Consider the following 21,293-nt stretch of genomic DNA (forward strand, 5'->3'; position numbering starts at 1 on the left):
GATGAGGGGGTGTGGAGGCTCGATCAGCCGATGTACTCCAGCGTGACCTTCTCGACCCAGGCACCGAGGTTCTCGCTCACGAAGCCGAAGTCGATGTCCTGACGGTCGAGGGTGCCCATGAGCTCGACGACCTCGGGGTTGGCCTGCTCGACCGCACCCTCGTTGACGGGCATCGAGTTGAACTCGGCCGCGAACTCGCCCTGCACCTCGGCGCTGCCGAACCAGTCGATGAACTCCTGGGCCTTCTCCTCATTGCCGGTGCCGTTGATCTGCGCGATCTGCTCGGTGACATACGGCACGCCGTAGTCGGGCACGATCATGCCGGTCTTCGTGCCGTACTCCTCGTCGCGCGCCGCGATGCCGCTCGAGGGCAGCACGCCGTAGTCGATCTCGCCACGCGTGATGCGGGCGTAGAGGTCGGTGCCCTCGACCGCGGGCGATCCGTTGGCGTAGTACGACTTCACCAGGTCCCAGCCCTCGTCGCTGACGCCGAGGTCGCCGTCTTCGTCGAGGTGACGCGACAGGATGCTGGCGAGCACGAGCTGCGGGGTGGCCTGGCCGAGCGCCGGGTTGACCTCGTAGCGGCCCGCGTACTCCTCGTCGGTCCAGAGGTCCTCCTCATCGGAAGGGGCGTCGGTGATGGTGTTCTCGTCGTAGACAGTGACGATGGCCTGCTCGACGAGCGGCCAGAACGCTCCGTCAGCGGGGTCGCCCGCATCGGCCGGAACCTCGCCGCTCCACTCGGGCTCGTAGGCGGTGATCGCCTCTTCGGCCTTGAGCTGCTCGAAGAACATGTTGTTCAGACCGAACACCACGTCGCCGACCGGGTTGTTCTTCTCGGCGATGATGCGGTTGGTGAGGTCGGCGCCGCCGAGGCCCACGATCTCGATGTCGATGCCGGCATCCGCTGCCTTCTCGGTGATCCACTCGCCACGGCCGTCGCTGTTCGAGTTGGTGTAGACGATGAGGGTCGCATCCGACCCGCCGTCGCTCGAGCCGCCGTCGGTCTCGGTGCTGCCGCCTGCGCAGCCGGTCAGGGTCACGGCCGCCACCGCAGCGATTCCCAGGAGAGACCAGCGCTTCTTTCGGATGTCGACCATGGTCGCCTTTCTCGTCATCGAGGTGTGTCTGATCTGACTTTACCCCGGAGTTGTGGTTTCTGTACAACGATCGGTCTGATTCTTAGCCGCGTTCGCGCGACCGCACTCAAGATAGGCGGCGGAAGTGAACGCCGGGGGAGCGCGGGGTGAACGGTCGGGCGGTCGTGGGGTTCCTGGCTCCGCCCTGGCCCCGCGGGGCTCCGTCCCTCGTCTCCGTCCCGGGCTCCGCCCCCGTCTCCGTCCCCCGTCTCCGCCCTTCGTCTCCGTCCCCGTCTCCGCCCCCGTCTCCGCCGAGACCCTCATTCCGTCACGAGACCCATGTCCTGCAGGTGGGTCTCGCGACGGGCGGTTGGTTTCGCTGGAACGCCGCCCTCTTGCCTGGGGGTGAGTAGCCGAGACCTCCATCCCGTCTCGAGACCTACGTCCTGCACGTCGGTCTCGTCGCAGGGGGTGGGTCTGGTGCGCGGGGTGATGCGGCATTCGGGGAGACCCACATTCCGTCTCGAGACCCACGTCGTGACGGTGGGTCTCGTGACGGGACATGGGCCCCACGCCCGGGCGGCGGCCGCTTCGCGATGAGGCCCGTCATCTGTGACGAGACCCATGTCCTGCAGGTGGGTTTCGCCGCCGAAGCAGCGTCTCGCCGAAGGGCGGCAGTTTCGCCGCCGAAGCAGCGTCTCGCCGAAGGACGGCAGTCTCACCGACCGGAGCAGCGTCCCACCGAAGGACGGCAGCCTCACCGACCGAAGCAGCGCCTCACCGAAGGACGGCGGCCTCACCGACCGAAGGACGGCAGCCTCACCGACCGGTCGGGCAGACTCCCCTACTCGAAACCGCCGGTCAGCCGCCCCCGCATCCGCTGGCTGCTGTCGTTCATCCCGATGATCTCGACCGTCTTTCCGAGCGCGGTGTACTTCGTCTCGATCGCATCGAGGGCTGCGACCGTCGAGGCGTCCCAGATGTGCGATCCGGTGAGGTCGATGACGACGCGATCGGGATCCTCCGGGTAGGAGAACAGAGTGGTCAGGTCGTTGCTCGAGGCGAAGAAGAGCTCGCCGGTCACGGTGTATGTGACGACATCACCGGCGACAGTCCTCGACACCGAGACGAAGTGCGCCACCCGTCGCACGAACAGCACCGACGCGACGAGCACGCCGCCCACGACGCCGACCGCGAGGTTGTGTGTCAGCAGCACCAAGGCGACGGTCGCCACCATCACGAACGTCTCGCTCTTCGGCATCCGCTTCAGGGTCGACGGCTTGACGCTGTGCCAGTCGAAGGCGCCGATCGCGACCATGATCATCACCGCGACGAGGGCGGCCATGGGGATCGTGCTGACGAAGTCGCCGAACACGACGACCAGCAGGAACAGGAAGATGCCGGCGCAGAACGTCGAGATGCGGGTGCGGGCGCCCGAGGCCTTGACGCCGATCATCGTCTGACCGATCACGGCGCATCCGCCCATGCCGCCGAAGATCCCCGAGAGCATGTTCGCCACGCCCTGCGCCCACGACTCGCGCGTCTTGTTCGAGTGCGTGTCGGTGATCTCGTCGACGAGCTTCGCGGTGAGCAGCGACTCCATGAGCCCGACGAGCGCGACGCCGAGCGCGAACGGTGCGATGATCGTGAACGTCTCCCACGTCAGCGGCACGTTCGGGACGAACAGCTCGGGCAGGCTCTTGGGCAGTTCGCCCTGGTCGCCGACCGTCGGCACCGTGACCGCGAACGCCATCACCACAGCGGTCACGATGATCACCGACACGAGCGGCGCCGGCACGATCGTGGTGATCTTCGGCATCGCGATCATCACGACGATTCCCAGCGCGACCAGCGGATAGACCATCCACGGCGCACCTATCAGCTGCGGGAACTGCGAGCTGAACACGAAGATCGCCAGCGCGTTCACGAACCCGACCATGACACTGCGGGGGATGAACCGCATCAGCTTCGCGACGCCCAGCACCCCGAGGAGCACCTGGAAGATGCCGGCGAGGATGACGGTCGCGATGAAGTAGTCCATCCCGTACGTCGGCGCGACCGGCGCGATCACGAGCGCGACGGCTCCGGTGGCCGCGGTGACCATCGCCGGACGCCCGCCGAGGAACGCGATCGACACCGCCATGATGAACGACGAGAACAGGCCGACCTTCGGGTCGACGCCCGCGATCACCGAGAACGCGATCGCCTCGGGGATCAGCGCGAGACCCACGACCAGCCCCGCGAGCACCTCGCGCGTCAGCATCCGCGGACTCTTCAGTGCCTGAAGCACCGTGGGATTCGCCCGATAGCGGGCGCGATCGTCGATCGCAGTTGCAGACATGGGGATGCTCCAGAGAAGGTGCCCGGGACGAGGCAGAACAGTTAAGGGTACGGCGGATGCTGAAGCGCAGCGTCTGACCGGCTCTCCGCCGGGAGGCTCCGGAGCGATATGTTCACTCGTTACGGCCACTACTTCTCAGATTGGTAACCGGCAGGCGACATATGGTGGATCGTCTGCTCCCAGATTTTGCGCGCACCCCGTCTCGGGCGGATACTCATCCCATCCGCGCCGCACGTCTCGGCCGGGGAATCGACATGCACAGCACCCCTGCTCTCACACCTGACACGACCATCGCCATCGTCGGCGCCGGCCGTCTCGGTGGCGTACTCGCGCGGGCTCTTCGCGCAGCGGGCTTCGTGGTCCTGGGGCCTCTCGGCCGGGACGACCGGATGCCGGATGCCGATATCGCCCTGCTCTGCGTTCCGGACTCGGCCGTCGCAGCGGTGGCTTTCGCCGCGCGACCGCATGCGCGCCTCGTCGCCCATGTCTCGGGTGCGACTCCGCTCACCGACGTCGACTTCAGCCTGCACCCGCTGCAGACCTTCACCGGCAACGAGACGCCCGAGGTGTTCCGTGGCATCGGCGTCGCGGTCGATGGCCGTACGCCAGAAGCGCTCGAGGTGGCCGAGCAGCTCGCGCACGCGCTCGGTGCGAACCCCTTCCGCGTCGACGACGCCCACCGCGCGGAGTATCACGCGGCCGCCTCCTTCGCCTCGAACTTCGTGCTGACCGTGCTCGACGCGGCCGAGCACCTCGCGAAGGACGCCGGAGTCGACCGCGCTCACCTCGCGCCGCTCGTGCGCCAGACGGTCGACAACTGGGTGTCGCGCGGCGCAGCATCCGCTCTCACCGGGCCGATCGTTCGCGGTGACGAGGCCACCGTGGCGCGTCAGCGCGCAGCATCCGCCGACTACCGAGACCTCTTCGACGCACTCGCCACCGCCACCCGCGCGGTCGCCGGGCGCGCGCCGCATGCGACCACCCACACGACCGCCGACCACGCGGCCGCCACCGAGGAGCCCCGGGCATGAGAATCCTGCGCACGATCGCCGACGTACGAGACGCGGTCCGCGATGCCCGGGCAGCGGGCCGGTCGGTCGGGCTCGTGCCGACGATGGGTGCGTTCCACGACGGACACCTCTCTCTCATGCGGGCGGCGCGGGAACAGAACGACCTCGTCGTCGTCTCGCTGTTCGTCAATCCGACCCAGTTCGCCGCGAACGAAGACCTCAGCACCTATCCGCGCGATGAGGCCCGCGACGCAGCGCTCTCCGAGGCCGAGGGTGTCGACGTCCTGTTCGCACCGGATGCGGCCGAGATCTACCCCGATGGCTTCGCCACGAACATCCACGTCGCGGGCATCACCGAAGTGCTCGACGGCGCGAGCCGCGGACCCCACCACTTCGACGGTGTCGCCACTGTCGTCACCAAGCTGTTTGGCATCGTGCGGCCCGACGTGGCCTACTTCGGTCAGAAGGATGCGCAGCAGGTGCTGGTCGTCCGCCGTGTCGTGCGCGACCTGAACCTCGACGTGCGGATCGTCGCCTGCCCCATCGTGCGCGAACCCGACGGACTCGCCATGAGCTCGCGCAACGTCTACCTCGATGCGGATGCTCGAGCCCAGGCGGCCGCGCTCAACCGCGCCCTCGACGCCGCCGACGTGGTGCACCGAGCGGGGGAGCGCCACGGCGACAGCATCCTCTCGGCTGCCCACGCTGTGCTCTCGGCGGCCGGGATAGACGCCGAGTACCTGGAACTCCGGGATGCCGAAACCCTGCAGCCCGTGACCCGAGTCGACCGAGACGCGCTGCTGCTCGTCGCCGCCCGCGTGGGCGCCGCGCGGCTCATCGACAACCACCTGCTGACTGCCACCCCGACCACCGAGTCCACCTCGGCCACCGAGTCCAGCACGACCACCGAGTCCAGCACGACTACCGAGTCCAGCACGACCACCGACGGAAAGGGCGACGCCTGATGCGACGCACCATGCTGAAGTCGAAGATCCATCGCGCGACGGTCACCGGCAGCGACCTGCACTACGTCGGCTCGATCACCGTCGACCCCGACCTGCTCGAGGCCGCCGACATCCTGCCGCACGAGCAGGTGCACGTCGTCGATGTCGACAACGGCGCGCGCTTCGAGACCTACACGCTGGTCGGCGAGCGCGGGTCCGGCGTCATCCAGGTCAACGGCGCCGCCGCCCGCCTCGTGCACACCGGTGACACCATCATCGTCATCTCGTACGCCGACTACTCGGCCGAAGACCTCGTCGACTACGAACCCGTCGTCGTGCACGTCGATCGGTCGAACGCGATCGTCCGCGTCGACGACGTCGTCGGTGAACTGGTGGTGACCTCATGAGCGCCCACGCCGCGCCGACGAAGCGCCTGACCCTGCGCGATCTCGACGTCAAGAAGCATGCAGGTGAGCCCATCGTGATGGTCACCGCCTACGACTTCCCCAGCGCGCAGATCGTCGAAGAGGCCGGCGTCGACATGGTGCTCGTGGGCGACTCGGCCGCGATGACGGTGCTCGGCTACGACAGCACCGTTCCGGTCACGACCGACGAGATGCTGATGCTCACGAAGGCCGTGCGGCGGGGAGTGACGACGTCGCTGATCGTGGGCGATCTGCCCTTCGGGTCGTATGAGGCCTCGGACGAGATCGCCATCGCCACCGCGCAGCGCTTCGTGAAAGAGGCGGGCGTCGACCTGGTCAAGATCGAACGCGGCGGCGCCACCGTCGAACGAGCTCGCGCGCTGGTGAATGCCGGCATCCCCGTGGTCGGACACGTCGGGCTCACGCCGCAGACCGCGACGTCACTCGGTGGATACCGCGCCCAGGGGCGCACTGCCGACGCGGCGCTCGCCGTGATCGACGACGCCCTCGCGCTGCAGGATGCCGGAGTCTCGGTGCTGGTCATCGAAGCCGTGCCGTCGGAGGTCACCGCGGCACTCGCGCCCATGCTGCGCATCCCGCTGATCGGCATCGGAGCCGGAGCGGATGCCGACGGCCAGGTGCTCGTCTTCCACGACCTGCTCGGCATCTACGCCGGCGGGGTCGCCAAGTTCGTCAAGCGCTATGCCGACGTGCGGGGCGTCTCGGTCGCCGGGGTCGCGGCGTATGCGAGCGAGGTGCGCGGCGGCGTGTACCCAGGGCCCGAGCACGGATACGGGATGGCTGAGGGCGAGGCCGCGCGGCTGCACGAGCTGCTCGCGGCGCGGTAGCTTCCGGCTTCCGGCTTCCGGCATCCGGCATCCGGCATCTGGCATCCGGCATCCTGTGCGCCAGCGAAGGCGATGTGCGCTTGCGAAGACGGGATTTTGCGACCTCGGACTTCGCAAGCGCACACGGACTTCGGAAGCGCACGCGACGCGCGGGTGACTTCCCGTGCCTCAGGCCTCCCAGCGGAGGATGTCGCCCGGCTGGCACTCCAAGACCTCGCACAGTGCGTCGAGGGTCGAGAAGCGCACGGCCTTCGCGCGCCCGTTCTTCAACACTGCGAGGTTGGTGGGGGTGATGCCGATGCGCTCGGCCAGCTCGCCGACGCCCATCTTGCGCCGAGCCATCATCACGTCGATGTCGACCACGACGGGCATCAGATCACCTCGTTGTCGAGCTCCGAGCGCAGCGACTGTGCTTCAGTGTCGCGCTCGATCGCCTGCCGCAGCAGTGCCTTCATGACGACGACGAGCAGGGCGATGCCACCGAGCACGACGCCCGCGCCGCCGATGAGCGCCACAAGTCCCGGTGCGGCCGAGCCCGGTGCGAGTAGGGCCGCGAGGATCCACGTGAGCGCTGCGGCCACGAGTATCGCGCCGATGATCACGTCGATGGGGCGGAACGATGAGGTCGAGAAGATCGATCCGCAGCGCACCCTCGTCAGCAGCATCCATACGCAGATGCCGAAGACCTGCAGGGTTCCGACGCCGAGAACCACGATCGACACGAGCGCGATCCGGCCCCACAGCTCGTCGGCGCCGAGGTCGAGCCACAGCAGCGGCACGATGAGCGCCTGTACCGCCACGGATCCGATCAGCGCCAATACGATCACGACCTTCAACACGACGATCGTCGACTTCGCCATGACTCCACCTCTCATCGAACAACAACAGAAATCTATCGTTAATCGTTCGATGTGTGAAGTCGAGGATGCGGGGGCGCGCCCCTTGGGGAGGAGAACTGCCCTTCGGGAGGAGGGATTCGCGCGAAGTCTCCTCCCCAGGGGCAGTTCCCCTCCCGAAGGCTGAGGGCCGGAGGGGAGACGGCCCGGCCTACCGGAAGTACGACGCCCCGTTGAGGTCGAGCACCGTGCCCGAGGCCCACACCGCCGAGGGTGAGGTGAGGTAGACGACGGCATCTGCCACCTCTTCGGGTGTGCCCACGCGGCCGAACGGGCTCTGCTCGCGGATGCTGTCGCCCTGTTCGCTCTCGAGCTTGGCCGCCTGTCGCTCGGTCGCCACCATGCCGGGCGCGACGGAGGTCACCGAGATGCCGTGAGGGGCGAGCGCCAATGCCATCGACTGGCCGAATGCCTGCAGCCCCGCCTTCGTCGCGGCGTATGCCGGGTGGTCGGCCTCGCCACGGAACGCTCCGCGCGACCCGACGTTGACGATCGCCCCACCGGATCCGCGCTCGATCATGTGCTGCGCCACGAGCATCGTCACGTTCGACGCCCCGAGCAGATTCACCGACACCATCGCGGACCACGTGGCCTGCCACTCGGCGTACGACGTCGAATCGACGCGATGCTCGTTGGCGGCATTCGGCGCCACCGCAGCGTTGTTGACCAGGATGTCGAGCGACCCCAGGGCGGCGAAGGCCTCGTCGACCACACGCTGCGCCTCGATCGGATCCCCGAGGTCGCCGCCGACGACCGCATGGCCGGAGCCCTCGAGCGTCGCGAGGGTCTTCTCTGCGGCATCCCGATCCCGGCCGTAGTGCACGACGACGCGATCTCCGCGCCTGGCGAAGGCCTGCGCGACCGCACGACCGATGCCGCGCGAGCTGCCCGTGATCAGCGCATGCGCCATCTCAGGACGCGACCTGTGCGCGGCCGATCGTGCGCACCGGGGGCTCGATCTCTGCCCAGACCGAATCGAGCGAGAGGTGCAGCACGCCGGCGATCGCGGCGATGGTCGAGAAGGCGGGGGTCGCGACGCGTCCGGACTCGATCTTGCGCAGGGTCTCGGGCGAGACTCCCGCATCGAGGGCGACGCTGAGCATCGACCGCTCGCCACGGGCCCGCCGCAGCAGGGCGCCGAGACGCTCTCCGCGTTCGATCTCGGCGGGGGTCAGCGGCATCCGAACCATCATGCGCCCATTCTAATCCCGGGATAGTATTACCGGGATAGTTATCGGAACAGCCTGGATGCGGATGCGGAGACACCCATGATCGAGATCCTCGACGACGACCAGCTCGCCCGGGCGAGGGGTGCCGGCGCGCTCGTCGGCGGCATCCTGCAATCGCTGAAGCAGCGCGCGGCGGTCGGCGTGAACCTGCTCGATCTCGACCGCTGGACGAAGCAGATGATCGAGGATGCCGGCGCCGTGTCCTGCTACGTCGACTACGCCCCATCGTTCGGCCGCGGGCCCTTCGGTCACTACGTCTGCACGGCGGTCAACGACGCCGTGCTGCACGGGATGCCGCACGACTACGCCCTCGCGGACGGCGACCTGCTCACGCTCGACCTCGCGGTCACGCTGCGCGGCATCTCGGCCGATGCCGCCATCAGCTTCGTGGTCGGCGAGAGCGCAGCATCCGACGATCTCGCGATGATCGACGCGACCGAGCGCGCGCTCACCGCGGCCATCGCCGTGGCCCGCCCCGGAGCACGCATCGGCGACCTCTCGCATGCGATCGGCGCGGTGCTCGGCGATGCGGGCTACCCGGTCAACCTCGAGTTCGGCGGCCACGGCATCGGATCGACGATGCACCAGGACCCACACGTCGCGAACGACGGGCGCCCGGGCCGCGGCTACAGGCTGCGCCCTGGTCTGCTGCTCGCGCTCGAGCCGTGGGTCATGGCCGACACCGACCGACTGATCACCGACGCCGACGGCTGGACCCTGCGCAGCGCCACCGGCTGCCGCACGGCCCACACCGAGCACACGATCGCGATCACCGAGACCGGGGGCGAGATCCTCACGCTGCCGCGCTGAGCGTCACTTCTTCGGCGACCCGCTCTTCGGCGACCCGCTCCGCACGCGGCGCACCGCACGACCGGCCAGGTCCTTGAGCCGCCCGCCGGGCCATTGCCGACGCAGCTCGACAGAACCGCCGCGCCCCACGACCGGCGTGCACGTGCGCCCCGCGAGCAGCGGTGAGCGTCCGGCGGCGGCGAGCGTCTCAGCATCCGCGGTGAGGGGCACGTCGAACGTCCAGCCTGCGCGGCGCACCGCCACGAACAGCGTCGCGCCGCGCGTCTCATCGTCGGGCCCGAACACCTTCAGAGGGTCTATGGCGACGGGGATCGCGCCGAGATCCCGCGGCTGCAGACGCGCCACGCGACGCTCGACCCCGACCGCCTTGTCTCGCCACAGCAGGTCGACATGATCGTTCTGCAGCTCGCGCCCCGCTTCGACGACGCCCGTCGGCAGGCCGTCCATCGCGATGGGCAGCGATGTCATCACGCCCGTGCCGGGTTCGAACACGAGAGCGTCCTGCCCGTCATGCGTGATCGAGACATCCACGGTCAGATACAGCCCGCCGCCCCGCGACCACCGTGCCGAGGTCACGATCGCGCGACATGTCAGCCCGGCCTCGAACCGGGCGAACGTCAGCAGGTCGGCGCGTCGGTCGGCGCGCAGCAGCGCTGCCCGGATGCGGTTCGGAAACGACAGCCCCCCGTCGACACCGGGGCCGAAGCGGCGTCGCGCGAGCGGGATCACGACATCGAGCAGACGCGCGCGATACTCCTCGGGATACCGGGCGTACTTCTTGCCCGACACCCGCTTCAGGATCTTGCCGCGGAACCAGTGCCGCAGCAGCCTGTCGCGCAGGCGCCCGGGTTCGGTGTATCGCTCGACCAGGTCGAGAACGGCCTCGAGGTGCGGGAAGTACGTCTCGGGTTCGATCCGCGACGAACTCGCACTGCCGGCGTGCTTGACCCACGCGTAGCACGGCTGGCTCGCGAGGATCGAGACCGTGGAGGCCTCGAAGTACGCCTGCATCACGAACAGGTGATCCTCGAGCCGCACCTTGCCGTCGGGGAAGCGGATGCGCTTCTCGCGCAGGAACGAGGTTCGGAACATCTTGTGCGGCGTCAGCATCTCGAGCAGCGGATCCTCGCCGAGACGGGCGCGCGGGATGTCGCGGCGGAAGATCCTGCTCGGCAGCATGCGTCCGATGCCCACCTCCTTGCCGACCACGACGTCGGAGGCGTGCTGGTCTGCATAGTCGCACAGGGCTTCGAGGGCGCCGTCATAGAGCCAGTCGTCCTGATCGACGAACTGGATGTACGTGCCGCGTGCATCGTCGATGCCGTGGTTGCGCGGAGTCCCCGGCCATCCGGAATGGGGAAGGTACGCGACGCGCACGTAGTCGCGATCGCGGGCGATCTCGACCAGTCGGGCCGCCGTCTCCTCACCGGAGCCGTCGTCGCACAGCAGCACCTCGAACCGATCGTGGTCGAGTGTCTGCCGGTCGAGGGAGGCGATGAGCTCGTCGAACGCCGCTCCCGGTCGGAACACGGGGACGACCACGCTCACCCGGACGGAAGTGGACGTGGAGGAAACGGCAGGAGAATTCGACATCAACGGCAGTCAAACATCGTCGTCTGTGGAGCGCAGGGGGCTTGCTTTCAGGAATGCGCCGTGCCATCGATGCCGGATTCCCACCCAGCACTCAGCCTTAACGATATATCGTTGACTATCGCTCACCACTTCCGGGAGGTCATCATGAACAACGCATTCCCCTCGAACCCGTTCGGCGGATCCGGCTTCGGCTCGGGCCCCGGCGGACCCGCATCCGCGATCTTCGATGCCATGGAGCAGCTCCGCAAGACCTTCGAGCAGCGCCCCAGCGGCGGCTCGCGCATGGCGAAGGGCGACGTCCGCACCGCGGTGCTGTCGCTGCTCGCCGAGAAGCCGATGCACGGCTACCAGATCATCAACGAGATCGCCGATCGCAGCGGCGGAACGTGGAAGCCCAGCGCAGGCTCGGTCTACCCCACGCTGCAGCTGCTCGCCGACGAGGGCCTCATCGAGGCCGACGAGCAGAACGGTCGCAAGACCTACTCGCTCACCGAAGCCGGCCGCGCCGTCGCCGCCGAGCACACCGAGACGCGAGCCCCGTGGGAGTCGCAGTCGACGGGCGAGGGCTCGCACGACAACCCCCGCTACAGCGCACTGCCCAAGGCCGGTGTCGACCTCGCCGCGGCAGCCGCGGCCGTCGGTCGCAGCGGCAGCACCGAGCAGGTGCAGCAGGCGGTCGAGATCCTCGACGAGGCCCGCCGTAGGCTGTACTCGATCCTCGCTCAGGACTGATCGCACACGACCCAGGGACGACACATGACGGATGCTGCGGCGCAGGGCGCCCATCGTGCCCGGTACCGCCGCATCCTGTCGTTCGCGGCGCGCGAGTTCCTCAAGGTCTGGTGGTTCGAGCTCGTCCTGCCGCGCTTCGGCATGAGCTCGATCGCGGAGCGCACCCGCGCCCCGCGCATGCAGCGCTTCGCCAAGCGGTTCCATGTGCTCGCGGTCGAGCTCGGCGGCCTCATGATCAAGGTCGGGCAGTTCATGTCGTCGCGCCTCGACGTGCTGCCCCCTGAGATCACGAAGGAGCTCGAGGGGCTGCAGGACGAGGTGCCGGCCGTGCCGTTCTCCGGCATCCGCGCCGCCGCCGAGGCCGAACTCGGCATGCCGCTCGAGCAGGCGTACGCCTGGTTCGACGAGAATCCGGTGGCCGCCGCATCCCTCGGACAGGCGCATCGCGCCCGCCTGTCTGCGCAGGATGCGGCCGACACCGGCCTCGGCGATGTGGTCGTCAAGGTGCAGCGCCCCGGCATCGACGAGATCGTCGCGGTCGACCTCGCGGCACTGCGCCGTGTGGCACGGTGGGCGATGCGCGTCAGGCTCGTCAGCGACCGCGTCGACGCGCCCGGCCTCGTCGAGGAGTTCGCCCAGACCAGCCTCGAAGAGATCGACTACCTGCACGAGGCCGCGAGTGCCGAGCGCTTCCGTGAGAACTTCTCCGGAGATCCGCGCGTCAGCGCCCCCGAGATCGTCTGGGAGCGCTCGACGCGTCGCGTGCTCACCCTGTCTGACGTCACGGCGATCAAGATCAACGACACGGATGCTCTGCGCGCGGCGGGCATCGATCCGGCCGACGTCGCGGACGTGTTCGCCGAGGTCATGTTCGACCAGGTGTTCACGCACAGCTTCGTGCACGCCGACCCGCACCCCGGCAACATCTTCGTGACGCCGGAGCCTGCATCCGAGACCGGCCGTGGCTTCCGTCTCACCTTCATCGACTTCGGCATGATGGCCGAGGTGCCGGATAACCTCCGCGACGGCCTGCGCACGCTGCTGATCGCGGTCGCCGGTCGTGACAGCCGCGGGCTGGTCACGGCGGCCCAGGAGATCGGCGTGCTGCTGCCGTCGGCCGACACCGCCGAGCTCGAACGGGCGCTGCGGGCGCTGTTCGCGCGCTTCGGAGGCATGGGCTTCGCGGAGCTGAGCAAGGTCGACCCCCGCGAGTTCACGGACTTCGCCGACGAGTTCGGCGACATGGTGCGCTCGCTGCCGCTGCAGCTGCCCGAGAACATGCTGCTGCTGATCCGCGCGGTGTCGCTGACCTCGGGCATGTGCTCGAGCCTCGACCCCGCGTTCAACGTCTGGGATGCGGCCGAGCCGTATGCCGCGCGGCTGCTGCGCGACGAGTCGGGCAACCTCATGCAGGACATGGCGGAGCAGGCCATGGAGACCGCCGCCGTCACCTATCGCCTGCCCAAGCGCATCGACGCGATCATCACCCGCGTCGACGACGGCAACGTCACGTTCGACACGTCGGCACTCGAACGCCGCCTCGACCGACTAGAGGGCATCGCCCGCCGTATCGGCTCGGGGGTGCTGTTCGCCGCGATGCTCGTCGGCGGCGCGCTGCTCGTGACGCCGCTGCCCCCGCTCGGCATCACCCTCATCTGCGTCTCGGCGTTGCCGCTGCTGCACTCGGTCTTCGGCGGGCGCCGCGGGCTGCGCTGACGTCGGCTCGCGGCGTTTCGGCTCCGTCGACTGCGTCGCCCCCAGAATGCCGGCATGGGAGAATTGGTTCCCATGGACACTCCGGACGACAACCCCACCTCACGGACCGACGCTCCGAAGACCAACACCGCAGCAGTCCGCCAGGCCGCGAAAGCCACGGAAGCCGCGCAGAAGATCGTCCGCGACATCGCCGCAGTGCCGCCGCGCGGCGTGCACCCGGCGCTCGTGCCCGGCGTCTCGGTCGAAGAGACCGGTCGCACGTACCGCACCGACCCGCTGGTCTTCGGCGTCGCGGTCGCGCTGACCATCGCCTTCATCGCCTGGGGAGTCTTCGCGGGCGACAACCTCTCGGGCACGACCGCGACCGTGCTCGCGTGGGTGGTCGAGTACTTCGGCTTCTTCTTCACGACGATCGCCACCGTCATCCTCGTCTTCATGCTGTTCATCGGCTTCAGCCGCTACGGACGCATCCCCCTCGGCCGTGACGACGAAGAGCCCGAGTTCTCGATGTTCTCGTGGATCTCGATGCTGTTCGCCGCCGGCATGGGCATCGGACTCGTCTTCTGGGGTGCCGCCGAGCCCCTCACCTTCTTCGAGAGCCCGCCGCCCGGCACCGTCGAGGCCGACACTCTCGAGGCCATGCACACCGCGCAGGCCCAGGTGCTCTACCACTGGGGTCCGCAGGCGTGGGCGTTCTACGCGCTCGTCGGTGGCGCGATCGCCTACGGCGCATTCCGCCGCGGCCGCACCCCGCTGATCTCGTCGATCTTCGCGCCGCTGCTGGGCGAGGGCCGCACGACCGGGCCCCTCGGCCGCACGATCGACATCTTCTCGATCATCGTGACCCTCTTCGGCACCGCGGCATCGCTGGGCCTCGGCGCGCTGCAGATCGGCCACGGCGTCGAGATCGTCAGCGGCATCGGCGAACTCGGCAACGGCGTGCTCATCGCGGCGATCGCCGTGCTCACCGCCTGCTTCATCGCATCCGCCGTCTCGGGCGTCTCGAAGGGCATCCGCGCACTGTCGAACATCAACGCGGTCGTCGCGCTGCTGCTCGCCTTCTTCGTCTTCTTCGTCGGCCCGACGCTGCTGATCCTCAACGTCATCCCGTCGGTCGCCGTGCAGTTCCTCGGCGACCTGCCCGAGATGGTCGCCCGCTCGGCCTCGCAGGGCGATGAGGCGCAGATGTTCCTCTCGAGCTGGACGATCTTCTACTGGGCATGGTGGATCTCGTGGTCGCCGTTCGTCGGCATGTTCATCGCCAAGATCTCGCGCGGCCGCACGCTGCGCCAGTTCGTGTCGGTCGTCATCGTCGTACCGGCCGTGATCTCGCTCGTGTGGTTCGCGATCTTCGGCACGACCGCTATCCAGCAGCAGATGGACGGCGCGAACCTCACCGTGGATCCGCCCGAGGAGGTGCTCTTCGGGGTGCTCGGCAACCTGCCCTTCCCGCTGATCACGAGCATCGTCCTGATTCTGCTCATCTCGATCTTCTTCATCACCGGAGCCGACTCGGCCTCGCTCGTGATGGGCACGCTCTCGCAGCAGGGTCGCCCCGAGCCCTCGCGCTGGGTCGCCGTGGTGTGGGGTGTGCTGGTCGGAGTCATCGCCGCGGTGCTGCTCGTCACCGGCGAAGAGGGCAGTGGTCTCAAGTCGCTGCAGAACGTCACGATCATCGCCGCTCTGCCGTTCGCGGTGATCATGGCGTTCATGATGGTCGCGTTCATGAAGGACCTGCGGCGGGATCCGATGATCCTGCGTGAGCGCTATGCCCGCATGGCCGTGCGCCACAGCGTCATGGCCGGTCTCGAGGAGTACGGCGACGACTTCGCTCTTGTGCCCGTCGAATACGACCACTCCGAAGACGACCTCGCCTGGATCGACGAGGCCGACGTCGACGACAGCCTCGCCGAGGTCTACGCGACGGCGACCGAGGCCATCGACATCATCCCGTCGGCAGAAGGAACCGCTGCGGAACCGGGTGCCGGTGCCGGTGCGGATGCCGGTGCGGATGCCGGTTCGGGTGCAGGCGCGGACGCCGGGTCGGGCACCGGATCGGACCCTTCCGGCCTCGCCGAGCGCCCTTCCTGACTTCACGCCGAATCGACCCCGCACGCCCGTCGACCCAGCGCATGGCCGGGACGGCATCCGAACCGCCCGCTCGCGGTGCGGAATTGACCTCGGATCACGTGCCGACCGGGTGCGGGGTCAAAAGCGCACCGGAACAGGCTGTTTCGGATGCGAAAGTGACCCCGCACGCGGCCCAGGATGCGAAAGTGACCCCGCACGCGGGTCGCGAGAGGGCAGCGGGCAGGGAACTCAGCTGACGACGGATGCCGCGCCCGAAGCGGATGCCGAACCCGCCGCGCCCGACGCGGATGCTGCACCATCCGCGTCCGCCTCGACGGGCACCGCCGCAGCCGCAGTGATCTTCGCCGCCATGCCCGCGAAGATGAAGCCGTGGAACGGCAGCACGCCGAGCCAGTACAACCGGCCGGCGAGTCCTCGGGGGAAGAACACGGCGCGCTGCTCATAGCGCGATCCGTCACCGTCGGGGAGTGCGCGCAGCTCGAGCCACGCCTCGCCCGGCACCTTCATCTCGGCGCGCAGGCGCAGCAGTCCGCCGCTCGCGGGTGACGAGTCGGTCGCTCGCCCTGGTTCCTCGACGGCCTCGACGCGCCAGAAGTCGATCGCGTCTCCGACCCGTGCCTCGGCCTTGCTGCGGCGTCCGCGACGGAGGCCGACTCCGCCGACCAGACGGTCCATCCAGCCGCGCACAGCCCAGAGGAACTTCGACGAGTACCAGCCGTTCGACCCGCCGATGCCGATGATCACTCGCCACAGGCCGTCGACCGGTGCGGCGGTGCGCAGCTTGCGCGTGTCGGTGAACACGGTGCGACCGGCCCAGTCCGGGTCGCTCGGCAGGGGATCGCTCGGAGCGCCCGAGACTTCGGCATCCTGCCAGCTCGTCTCGATCGTGTCGGCGGCGTCGCGACCCAGCGCGAGCGAGACGGCCGTGCGATACGGGGTGAGCCCGCCGTCGGGGCGGGGGATGAGGTCGTCGATCGCGTGGTCCTTCACGATGCACTCGTTCTGCAGCGACGCGACGAGCGGGCGTGCGATCGACCGCGGAACCGGAGTCACGAGGTTCACCCAGTGCGAGGCGAGGCCCGGGGTCAGCACGGGCAGTGCGGCGATCGCGCGCTGGCGGAGTCCTGCTTCGAGCGCATAGCCGTTCATCATCTGCCCGTAGCGCAGCACGTCGGGCCCGCCGATGTCCACCGCCCGATTCGCTTCGTCGTCCACGCGCGCCGCGCCCAGAAGATAGTGCAGCACGTCGCGCACGGCGATCGGCTGGATGCGGTTGCGCACCCACTTCGGCGCCGGCATGTACGGCAGCACATCGGTGAGGTGACGGATCATCTCGAACGACGCAGAACCCGAGCCGATCACGACGCCCGCCTGCAGCACCAGTGTCGGCACACCCGATTCGAGGAAGATCTCCCCGACCCGCACGCGGGAGCGCAGATGCGGCGACAGCTTCACGTCGTCGGGGTGCAGGCCGCCGAGATAGACGATGCGTCGCACGCCGGCCTTCGCCGCGGCATCCGCCACCGTGGTGGCCGCTCGCTCATCGCTCTCTTCGAATCCCTTGCCTGCGGTCATCGAGTGGATCAGGTAGTAGACGACGTCGACGTCCTTCATCGCCTCGGCGACGGCATCGGCGTCGTCGGCCGACCCCTCGACGATCTCGCACTCGGCACCCCAGGGGAAGGATGCCGCTCGCGCAGCGTCACGTGCCAGTGCGCGCACCCGGTATCCGGCGTTCAGCAGTCGCGGTGTCAGCCGCCCGCCGATGTATCCGGTGGCGCCGAGAACCAGTGCGCGGGGTGCCGATCCGTCGTTGCGGGAGAGGGCGCGCAGGGCCTCTTCGTGCCCGGTGGGTTGCGTGAGCTCGGTCATGACTTGAGCGTATGCGCGATTCCTGAACTTTTCACTAGGCTGGTGAATCACTAGTTCATCTAGTAATCTTTTGACCGAGGAAGGAAACGGAAGGGGAAACGGATGTCGACAGCAACGCAGCACACCACGCGTCGCGATCTCCGCGCGAGCCGGGCCGCCCGCATCGACGCCGTCGATCTCGCTCCGCTCGCGGCCCGCGAGGCCATCGGCCGCTCGACCGGAATGCGACGCGTCCCGCGCGCATCTTCGAGTCCGCCCCTCTGGAAGTCCGCCGGAATCGCCGGCCTCATCGCCGTCATCGCAGCAGCGACCCTGCCGCTCACGGCCTCCGCACTCGACATCCCGCTGTGAGACACCGCAGGACCCCGACCACAAGACCACCGCTGATAAGAGAGAGGAGCCCCCATGGGACTCGATGACAAGATCAAGAACGCCGCACAGGACCTCACCGGCAAGGCGAAGGAAGCCGTCGGCAAGGTGACCGACAACGAGAAGCTCGAGGCGGAGGGCCGCGCCGACCAGGCGAAGGCCAACGTCAAGAAGGCTGGCGAGAACGTCAAGGACGCTTTCAACAGCTGACACCAGCGACACAGTGCGGGGAGGCGGCGCAAGCCGCCTCCCCGCCGTTGTGCGTTCCGTCCTCTGGGACGCGGATGCCGCACGAGTAAGGAAGATGGCACGATGTCCGATCCCCTGAAGAGCACCACCCCGAGCCTGTGGCAGCGACTGATCCGTCGCCTGCGACCCGGCGCGGACGAACCACGACGCCTCACCGTCGACGACGTCACCGTGGTCGACCGCCCGATGCTGCGCCGCGCCGTCGCCGGCACGGTGGTCGGCAACCTCATGGAGTGGTACGACATCGGCATCTACGGCTATCTCGCCGTGATCATCGGCCGCGCGTTCCTGCCGGATGCATCAGCCGGTGCGCAGTCGCTCTTCTCGCTCGGCGTGTTCGCCGTGACCTTCATCGCCCGTCCGCTCGGTGGCATCGTGCTCGGCCAGCTCGGCGATCGGCTCGGTCGCCAGCGCGTGCTGGCCTTCACGCTGATCATGATGGCGGCGGCCACGTTCCTCATCGGCGTGCTCCCCGACTTCTCGGTGATCGGCGTCTGGGCGCCGATCCTGCTCATCGTGCTCAAGCTCGCGCAGGGCTTCTCGACCGGTGGCGAGTATGCCGGGGCCACGACCTTCATCACCGAGTACGCACCGGACAAGAGTCGCGGCTTCTATGCCTCGCTGCTCGACCTCGGGTCATACATGGGCTTCGCGATCGGCGCCGCGTTCGTGTCGATCCTGCAGTTGACGCTGTCGGCTGAGGTCATGCAGGGCTTCGCCTGGCGCATCCCGTTCCTCGTCGCGCTGCCGCTCGGTCTCATCGCGATCTACTTCCGTCTCAAGATCGAAGACACACCCGCCTTCCAGGAGGCGAAGGAATCGGCCGAGCGCGCAGCCGACGACGCGCAGAAGGCCGCGGATGCCCCGAAGGGCGTGCTCGCCCTGATCCGCGCGTACTGGCGTGAGCTGCTGACCGCCTTCGTGCTGGTGGCCGCGGCCAACACCGTCGGCTACGCCCTCACGTCGTACATGCCGACCTACCTCACCGGCACGCTGGGCTATGACGAGGTGCACGGCACTCTGCTCACCCTGCCCGTGCTCGTGGCGATGGCCCTCAGCATCCCCCTCACGGGCAGGCTGTCCGACCGCATCGGTCGCAAGAAGGTGCTGTTCATCGGCTCGATCTCGGCGATCGTGCTCGCGGTGCCGTCGTTCCTCTTCATGATGCACGGCGAGATCTGGTCGACCCTGCTCGGGCTCGTGCTGCTCGCCTTCCCGGTGACCTTCTACGTCGCGAACCTCGCATCGTCGCTGCCCGCGCTCTTCCCCACGTCGTCGCGGTACGGCGGCATGGGCATCTCTTACAACCTCGCCGTCGCGCTCTTCGCCGGCACGGCGCCGGTCGTCATGGAGGCGCTCGTGCAGCTCACCGGCTCGGCGCTGGCACCGGCCTTCTACGTGATCGGCACGTCGATCGCCGGCTTCATCGCCGTGGTCGTGCTCAAAGAGTCGGCCCGCAGGCCGCTGCCCGGCGCGATGCCGAGCGTGCAGACGATCGAGGAGGCCGTCGAACTGGTCGAGACGCAGGAGGAGAACCCCGACCTCGACCTCGACGAGCTGTTCCCCGAGCGGGTGGTCGTGGCAGCGGATGCCGACGGCGAGGCCGACACTTCGTCGAAGAGCGACGCCGGCAGAGCCTGATCGGAGCGTCGGGTGGCCGGCCGATCCGTCGGCCGGCTCTCGGCGATCACTCGCCGGAGGACTCGGATTCCTTGTGCGAGCGGATGACGTCGCGCAGTTCCTGGTCGAGATCAGACGCCTCTTCGATGGCCGACGTCATGCCGGCGAGGAAGCGGGTGACGACCGCGCGCTCCTTGTCGCTCATCTCGTCGACGAGCGCCAGCATCCGCCTGTGCATCGCACCGAGGGTCTCGCGGACCTCGTCGTCGCTGCTGACCGTCGGCACCACGATTCCGGCGCGTCGATCGGTCGGATGCGGCTCCCGCTTCGCGTGCCCGCCCTTCTCGAGGCGGTCGATGAGGGTCGTCGTCGATGCGGTGGAGATGTCGAGCATGCGGGCGATGTCGATCGCGCGCACGATGCGTCCGGCCCGCTGCTCGCGCAGCAGGAAGCGCAGGGCGACGAGGTCGGTCTCGTTCATCTTCATCGAGATGCGTGTGCGTTCCCGCATCGCGGTCTCGGCCGATCGGTAGCGACGCAGCAGGTTCAGGACGTCGACGGTGCTCGCGCTGTCGGCCTCGGGGTACCAGTAGCCGGAACGGCCGAACTCCTCAGAGCGCTCCATCACGCCACCTCGCCATCATCGCTCAGGCTTTCTTCACTTCCACGGGGTTCCGCCTCGCGTGCGAGCATCTCGGCCGCGCCGGACTCGACCTCGGCCGGCACGATCCGCAGGATCCCGCCGGTGATGGCGTCATGTTCGGCTGTCACGATCTGGTCGATCCGCCACGCGGGCACGGAGGGAAAGTCCGCGCGCAGGCGATCGATCATGTCGGCGTACATGATGTACCCGGCATCCTCGAGTGCGAATCGCTCGACCATGAGGCCCCTTTCCCAGAATCCCATCATCTCACCTCATCAGAGTGGCTGGTCGCATTGGATTTCGCTAGTCAACCTGGTTACCTGTTTGTCGAGTACCATGGAGGAGTCAGGGGGTGACGCATGAGCAGCAGTACCGAGATGGCGACGCGGGCGAGTGAACTCGTCGCGCGTGTCGATGAACTTCGCAGGGCCGAGGCCCAGTTCGGACGACGCCTTGCCGCCGTGCGCGCGCCGAACGACACCGACCGCGAGGCGATGAGGTACATCCTCGACGCCTCTGACGACGCCCCCGCTACGCCGGGCGGTCTCGCCGCTCACCTGAACGTCAGCACCGCGGCGGTCACCAGTCTGCTTCGTCGGCTCCAGGAGCGCGGTCAGATCGTGGTCGGGCCGCATCCTGCCGATGCGCGGTCCAAGGTGCTGCGACCGTCGCTGCGCGATCTCAACGCGCAGGCAGATGAGCTGACACAGCGCATCGAGTCGCTCGCCAGCGAGTTCACCCCCGACCAGACCGACGCGATCACTCGGTTCCTGCGACGCCTGGCCGAGGAGATCGGCGACCTCCCCTAGCTCGGACTGTGATTTAG

The 21,293-nt window shown here is 68.3% G+C and carries 22 protein-coding genes; 12 read left to right on the forward strand and 10 right to left on the reverse strand.

Annotated elements, in window-relative coordinates:
- Window positions 1-23: 23 nt before the first annotated feature.
- Window positions 24-1,100 (reverse strand): extracellular solute-binding protein, encoded by a 1,077-nt coding sequence (locus tag QMA07_RS15075; RefSeq protein WP_290163275.1) that lies wholly within the window; start codon window positions 1,098-1,100, stop codon window positions 24-26.
- Between the two features lie 823 nt (window positions 1,101-1,923).
- Window positions 1,924-3,420, reverse strand: coding sequence for a SulP family inorganic anion transporter (locus tag QMA07_RS15080; protein ID WP_290163280.1), 1,497 nt, complete (start codon window positions 3,418-3,420; stop codon window positions 1,924-1,926).
- A gap of 254 nt (window positions 3,421-3,674) precedes the next feature.
- On the opposite strand from QMA07_RS15080, the gene QMA07_RS15085 reads away from it, so the two are divergent.
- The 4 genes from QMA07_RS15085 to panB are packed head-to-tail and all read left to right on the forward strand — an operon-like array spanning window position 3,675 to window position 6,647.
- A complete protein-coding gene (locus QMA07_RS15085) occupies window positions 3,675-4,451 on the forward strand; it encodes a Rossmann-like and DUF2520 domain-containing protein (RefSeq protein ID WP_290163282.1) in 777 nt (258 codons plus the stop codon).
- Window positions 4,448-5,395: a pantoate--beta-alanine ligase gene (gene panC / locus QMA07_RS15090; protein WP_290163284.1), complete on the forward strand. Its 948-nt coding sequence runs from the start codon at window positions 4,448-4,450 to the stop codon at window positions 5,393-5,395. Before QMA07_RS15085 ends, panC begins: the two co-directional genes overlap by 4 nt.
- Window positions 5,395-5,781, forward strand: coding sequence for an aspartate 1-decarboxylase (gene panD, locus QMA07_RS15095; protein WP_290163286.1), 387 nt, complete (start codon window positions 5,395-5,397; stop codon window positions 5,779-5,781). Before panC ends, panD begins: the two co-directional genes overlap by 1 nt.
- Window positions 5,778-6,647 carry a 3-methyl-2-oxobutanoate hydroxymethyltransferase gene (gene panB, locus QMA07_RS15100; RefSeq protein WP_290163288.1) on the forward strand — a complete coding sequence of 290 codons (870 nt, stop codon included), beginning with the start codon at window positions 5,778-5,780 and terminating at the stop codon, window positions 6,645-6,647. Before panD ends, panB begins: the two co-directional genes overlap by 4 nt.
- 168 nt (window positions 6,648-6,815) lie before the next feature.
- Here panB and QMA07_RS15105 read toward each other — a convergent pair whose 3' ends face one another.
- From QMA07_RS15105 to QMA07_RS15120, 4 genes are all read right to left on the reverse strand, one after another.
- Complete coding sequence (locus tag QMA07_RS15105; RefSeq protein ID WP_042540715.1) at window positions 6,816-7,019, reverse strand: helix-turn-helix transcriptional regulator; 204 nt, start codon at window positions 7,017-7,019, stop codon at window positions 6,816-6,818.
- Window positions 7,019-7,507, reverse strand: coding sequence for a DUF2975 domain-containing protein (locus QMA07_RS15110; RefSeq protein WP_290163292.1), 489 nt, complete (start codon window positions 7,505-7,507; stop codon window positions 7,019-7,021). Before QMA07_RS15110 ends, QMA07_RS15105 begins: the two co-directional genes overlap by 1 nt.
- Window positions 7,508-7,694: 187 nt before the next feature.
- Window positions 7,695-8,453, reverse strand: coding sequence for an SDR family oxidoreductase (locus QMA07_RS15115; RefSeq protein ID WP_290163294.1), 759 nt, complete (start codon window positions 8,451-8,453; stop codon window positions 7,695-7,697).
- 1 nt (window position 8,454) lies between these two features.
- A complete protein-coding gene (locus QMA07_RS15120) occupies window positions 8,455-8,733 on the reverse strand; it encodes a helix-turn-helix transcriptional regulator (protein ID WP_290163386.1) in 279 nt (92 codons plus the stop codon).
- 78 nt (window positions 8,734-8,811) lie between these two features.
- Here QMA07_RS15120 and map point away from each other — a divergent pair, with 78 nt between their 5' ends.
- Window positions 8,812-9,582, forward strand: a complete 771-nt coding sequence (gene map, locus QMA07_RS15125) for a type I methionyl aminopeptidase (protein WP_290163296.1) — start codon at window positions 8,812-8,814, stop codon at window positions 9,580-9,582.
- A 3-nt stretch (window positions 9,583-9,585) separates the two neighbouring features.
- On the opposite strand, the gene QMA07_RS15130 is transcribed toward map, so the two are convergent.
- On the reverse strand, window positions 9,586-11,130 hold the full coding sequence (locus tag QMA07_RS15130) for a glycosyltransferase family A protein (protein ID WP_290163298.1): 1,545 nt from the start codon (window positions 11,128-11,130) through the stop codon (window positions 9,586-9,588).
- 189 nt (window positions 11,131-11,319) lie between these two features.
- On the opposite strand from QMA07_RS15130, the gene QMA07_RS15135 reads away from it, so the two are divergent.
- The 3 genes from QMA07_RS15135 (at window position 11,320) to QMA07_RS15145 (ending at window position 15,714) form a co-directional block, all read left to right on the forward strand.
- A complete protein-coding gene (locus QMA07_RS15135) occupies window positions 11,320-11,907 on the forward strand; it encodes a PadR family transcriptional regulator (protein ID WP_290163301.1) in 588 nt (195 codons plus the stop codon).
- Window positions 11,908-11,931: 24 nt separating this feature from the next.
- Window positions 11,932-13,623 (forward strand): AarF/ABC1/UbiB kinase family protein, encoded by a 1,692-nt coding sequence (locus QMA07_RS15140; RefSeq protein ID WP_290163303.1) that lies wholly within the window; start codon window positions 11,932-11,934, stop codon window positions 13,621-13,623.
- A gap of 72 nt (window positions 13,624-13,695) precedes the next feature.
- Window positions 13,696-15,714: a BCCT family transporter gene (locus QMA07_RS15145; protein WP_290163305.1), complete on the forward strand. Its 2,019-nt coding sequence runs from the start codon at window positions 13,696-13,698 to the stop codon at window positions 15,712-15,714.
- A 228-nt stretch (window positions 15,715-15,942) separates the two neighbouring features.
- On the opposite strand, the gene QMA07_RS15150 is transcribed toward QMA07_RS15145, so the two are convergent.
- Window positions 15,943-17,586, reverse strand: coding sequence for an SDR family oxidoreductase (locus QMA07_RS15150; protein ID WP_290163308.1), 1,644 nt, complete (start codon window positions 17,584-17,586; stop codon window positions 15,943-15,945).
- Window positions 17,587-17,688: 102 nt separating this feature from the next.
- Here QMA07_RS15150 and QMA07_RS15155 point away from each other — a divergent pair, with 102 nt between their 5' ends.
- From QMA07_RS15155 to QMA07_RS15165, 3 genes are all read left to right on the forward strand, one after another.
- Window positions 17,689-17,937, forward strand: coding sequence for a hypothetical protein (locus QMA07_RS15155; RefSeq protein WP_290163310.1), 249 nt, complete (start codon window positions 17,689-17,691; stop codon window positions 17,935-17,937).
- Between the two features lie 54 nt (window positions 17,938-17,991).
- Window positions 17,992-18,165, forward strand: a complete 174-nt coding sequence (locus tag QMA07_RS15160; RefSeq protein WP_290163312.1) for a CsbD family protein — start codon at window positions 17,992-17,994, stop codon at window positions 18,163-18,165.
- Window positions 18,166-18,267: 102 nt separating this feature from the next.
- Window positions 18,268-19,845, forward strand: a complete 1,578-nt coding sequence (locus QMA07_RS15165; protein WP_290163316.1) for an MFS transporter — start codon at window positions 18,268-18,270, stop codon at window positions 19,843-19,845.
- Window positions 19,846-19,891: 46 nt separating this feature from the next.
- Here QMA07_RS15165 and QMA07_RS15170 read toward each other — a convergent pair whose 3' ends face one another.
- Together QMA07_RS15170 and QMA07_RS15175 are read right to left on the reverse strand one after the other, a co-directional pair.
- On the reverse strand, window positions 19,892-20,449 hold the full coding sequence (locus QMA07_RS15170) for a MarR family transcriptional regulator (protein ID WP_290163318.1): 558 nt from the start codon (window positions 20,447-20,449) through the stop codon (window positions 19,892-19,894).
- Window positions 20,449-20,667, reverse strand: a complete 219-nt coding sequence (locus QMA07_RS15175; protein ID WP_235558902.1) for a hypothetical protein — start codon at window positions 20,665-20,667, stop codon at window positions 20,449-20,451. Before QMA07_RS15175 ends, QMA07_RS15170 begins: the two co-directional genes overlap by 1 nt.
- Window positions 20,668-20,826: 159 nt before the next feature.
- Between QMA07_RS15175 and QMA07_RS15180 the strand changes: the two genes are divergently transcribed.
- Window positions 20,827-21,276, forward strand: a complete 450-nt coding sequence (locus QMA07_RS15180; protein WP_290163323.1) for a MarR family winged helix-turn-helix transcriptional regulator — start codon at window positions 20,827-20,829, stop codon at window positions 21,274-21,276.
- Window positions 21,277-21,293: the final 17 nt, after the last annotated feature.

The organism is Microbacterium sp. APC 3901 (assembly GCF_030407765.1).
In the GTDB taxonomy this organism is placed as follows: domain Bacteria; phylum Actinomycetota; class Actinomycetes; order Actinomycetales; family Microbacteriaceae; genus Microbacterium.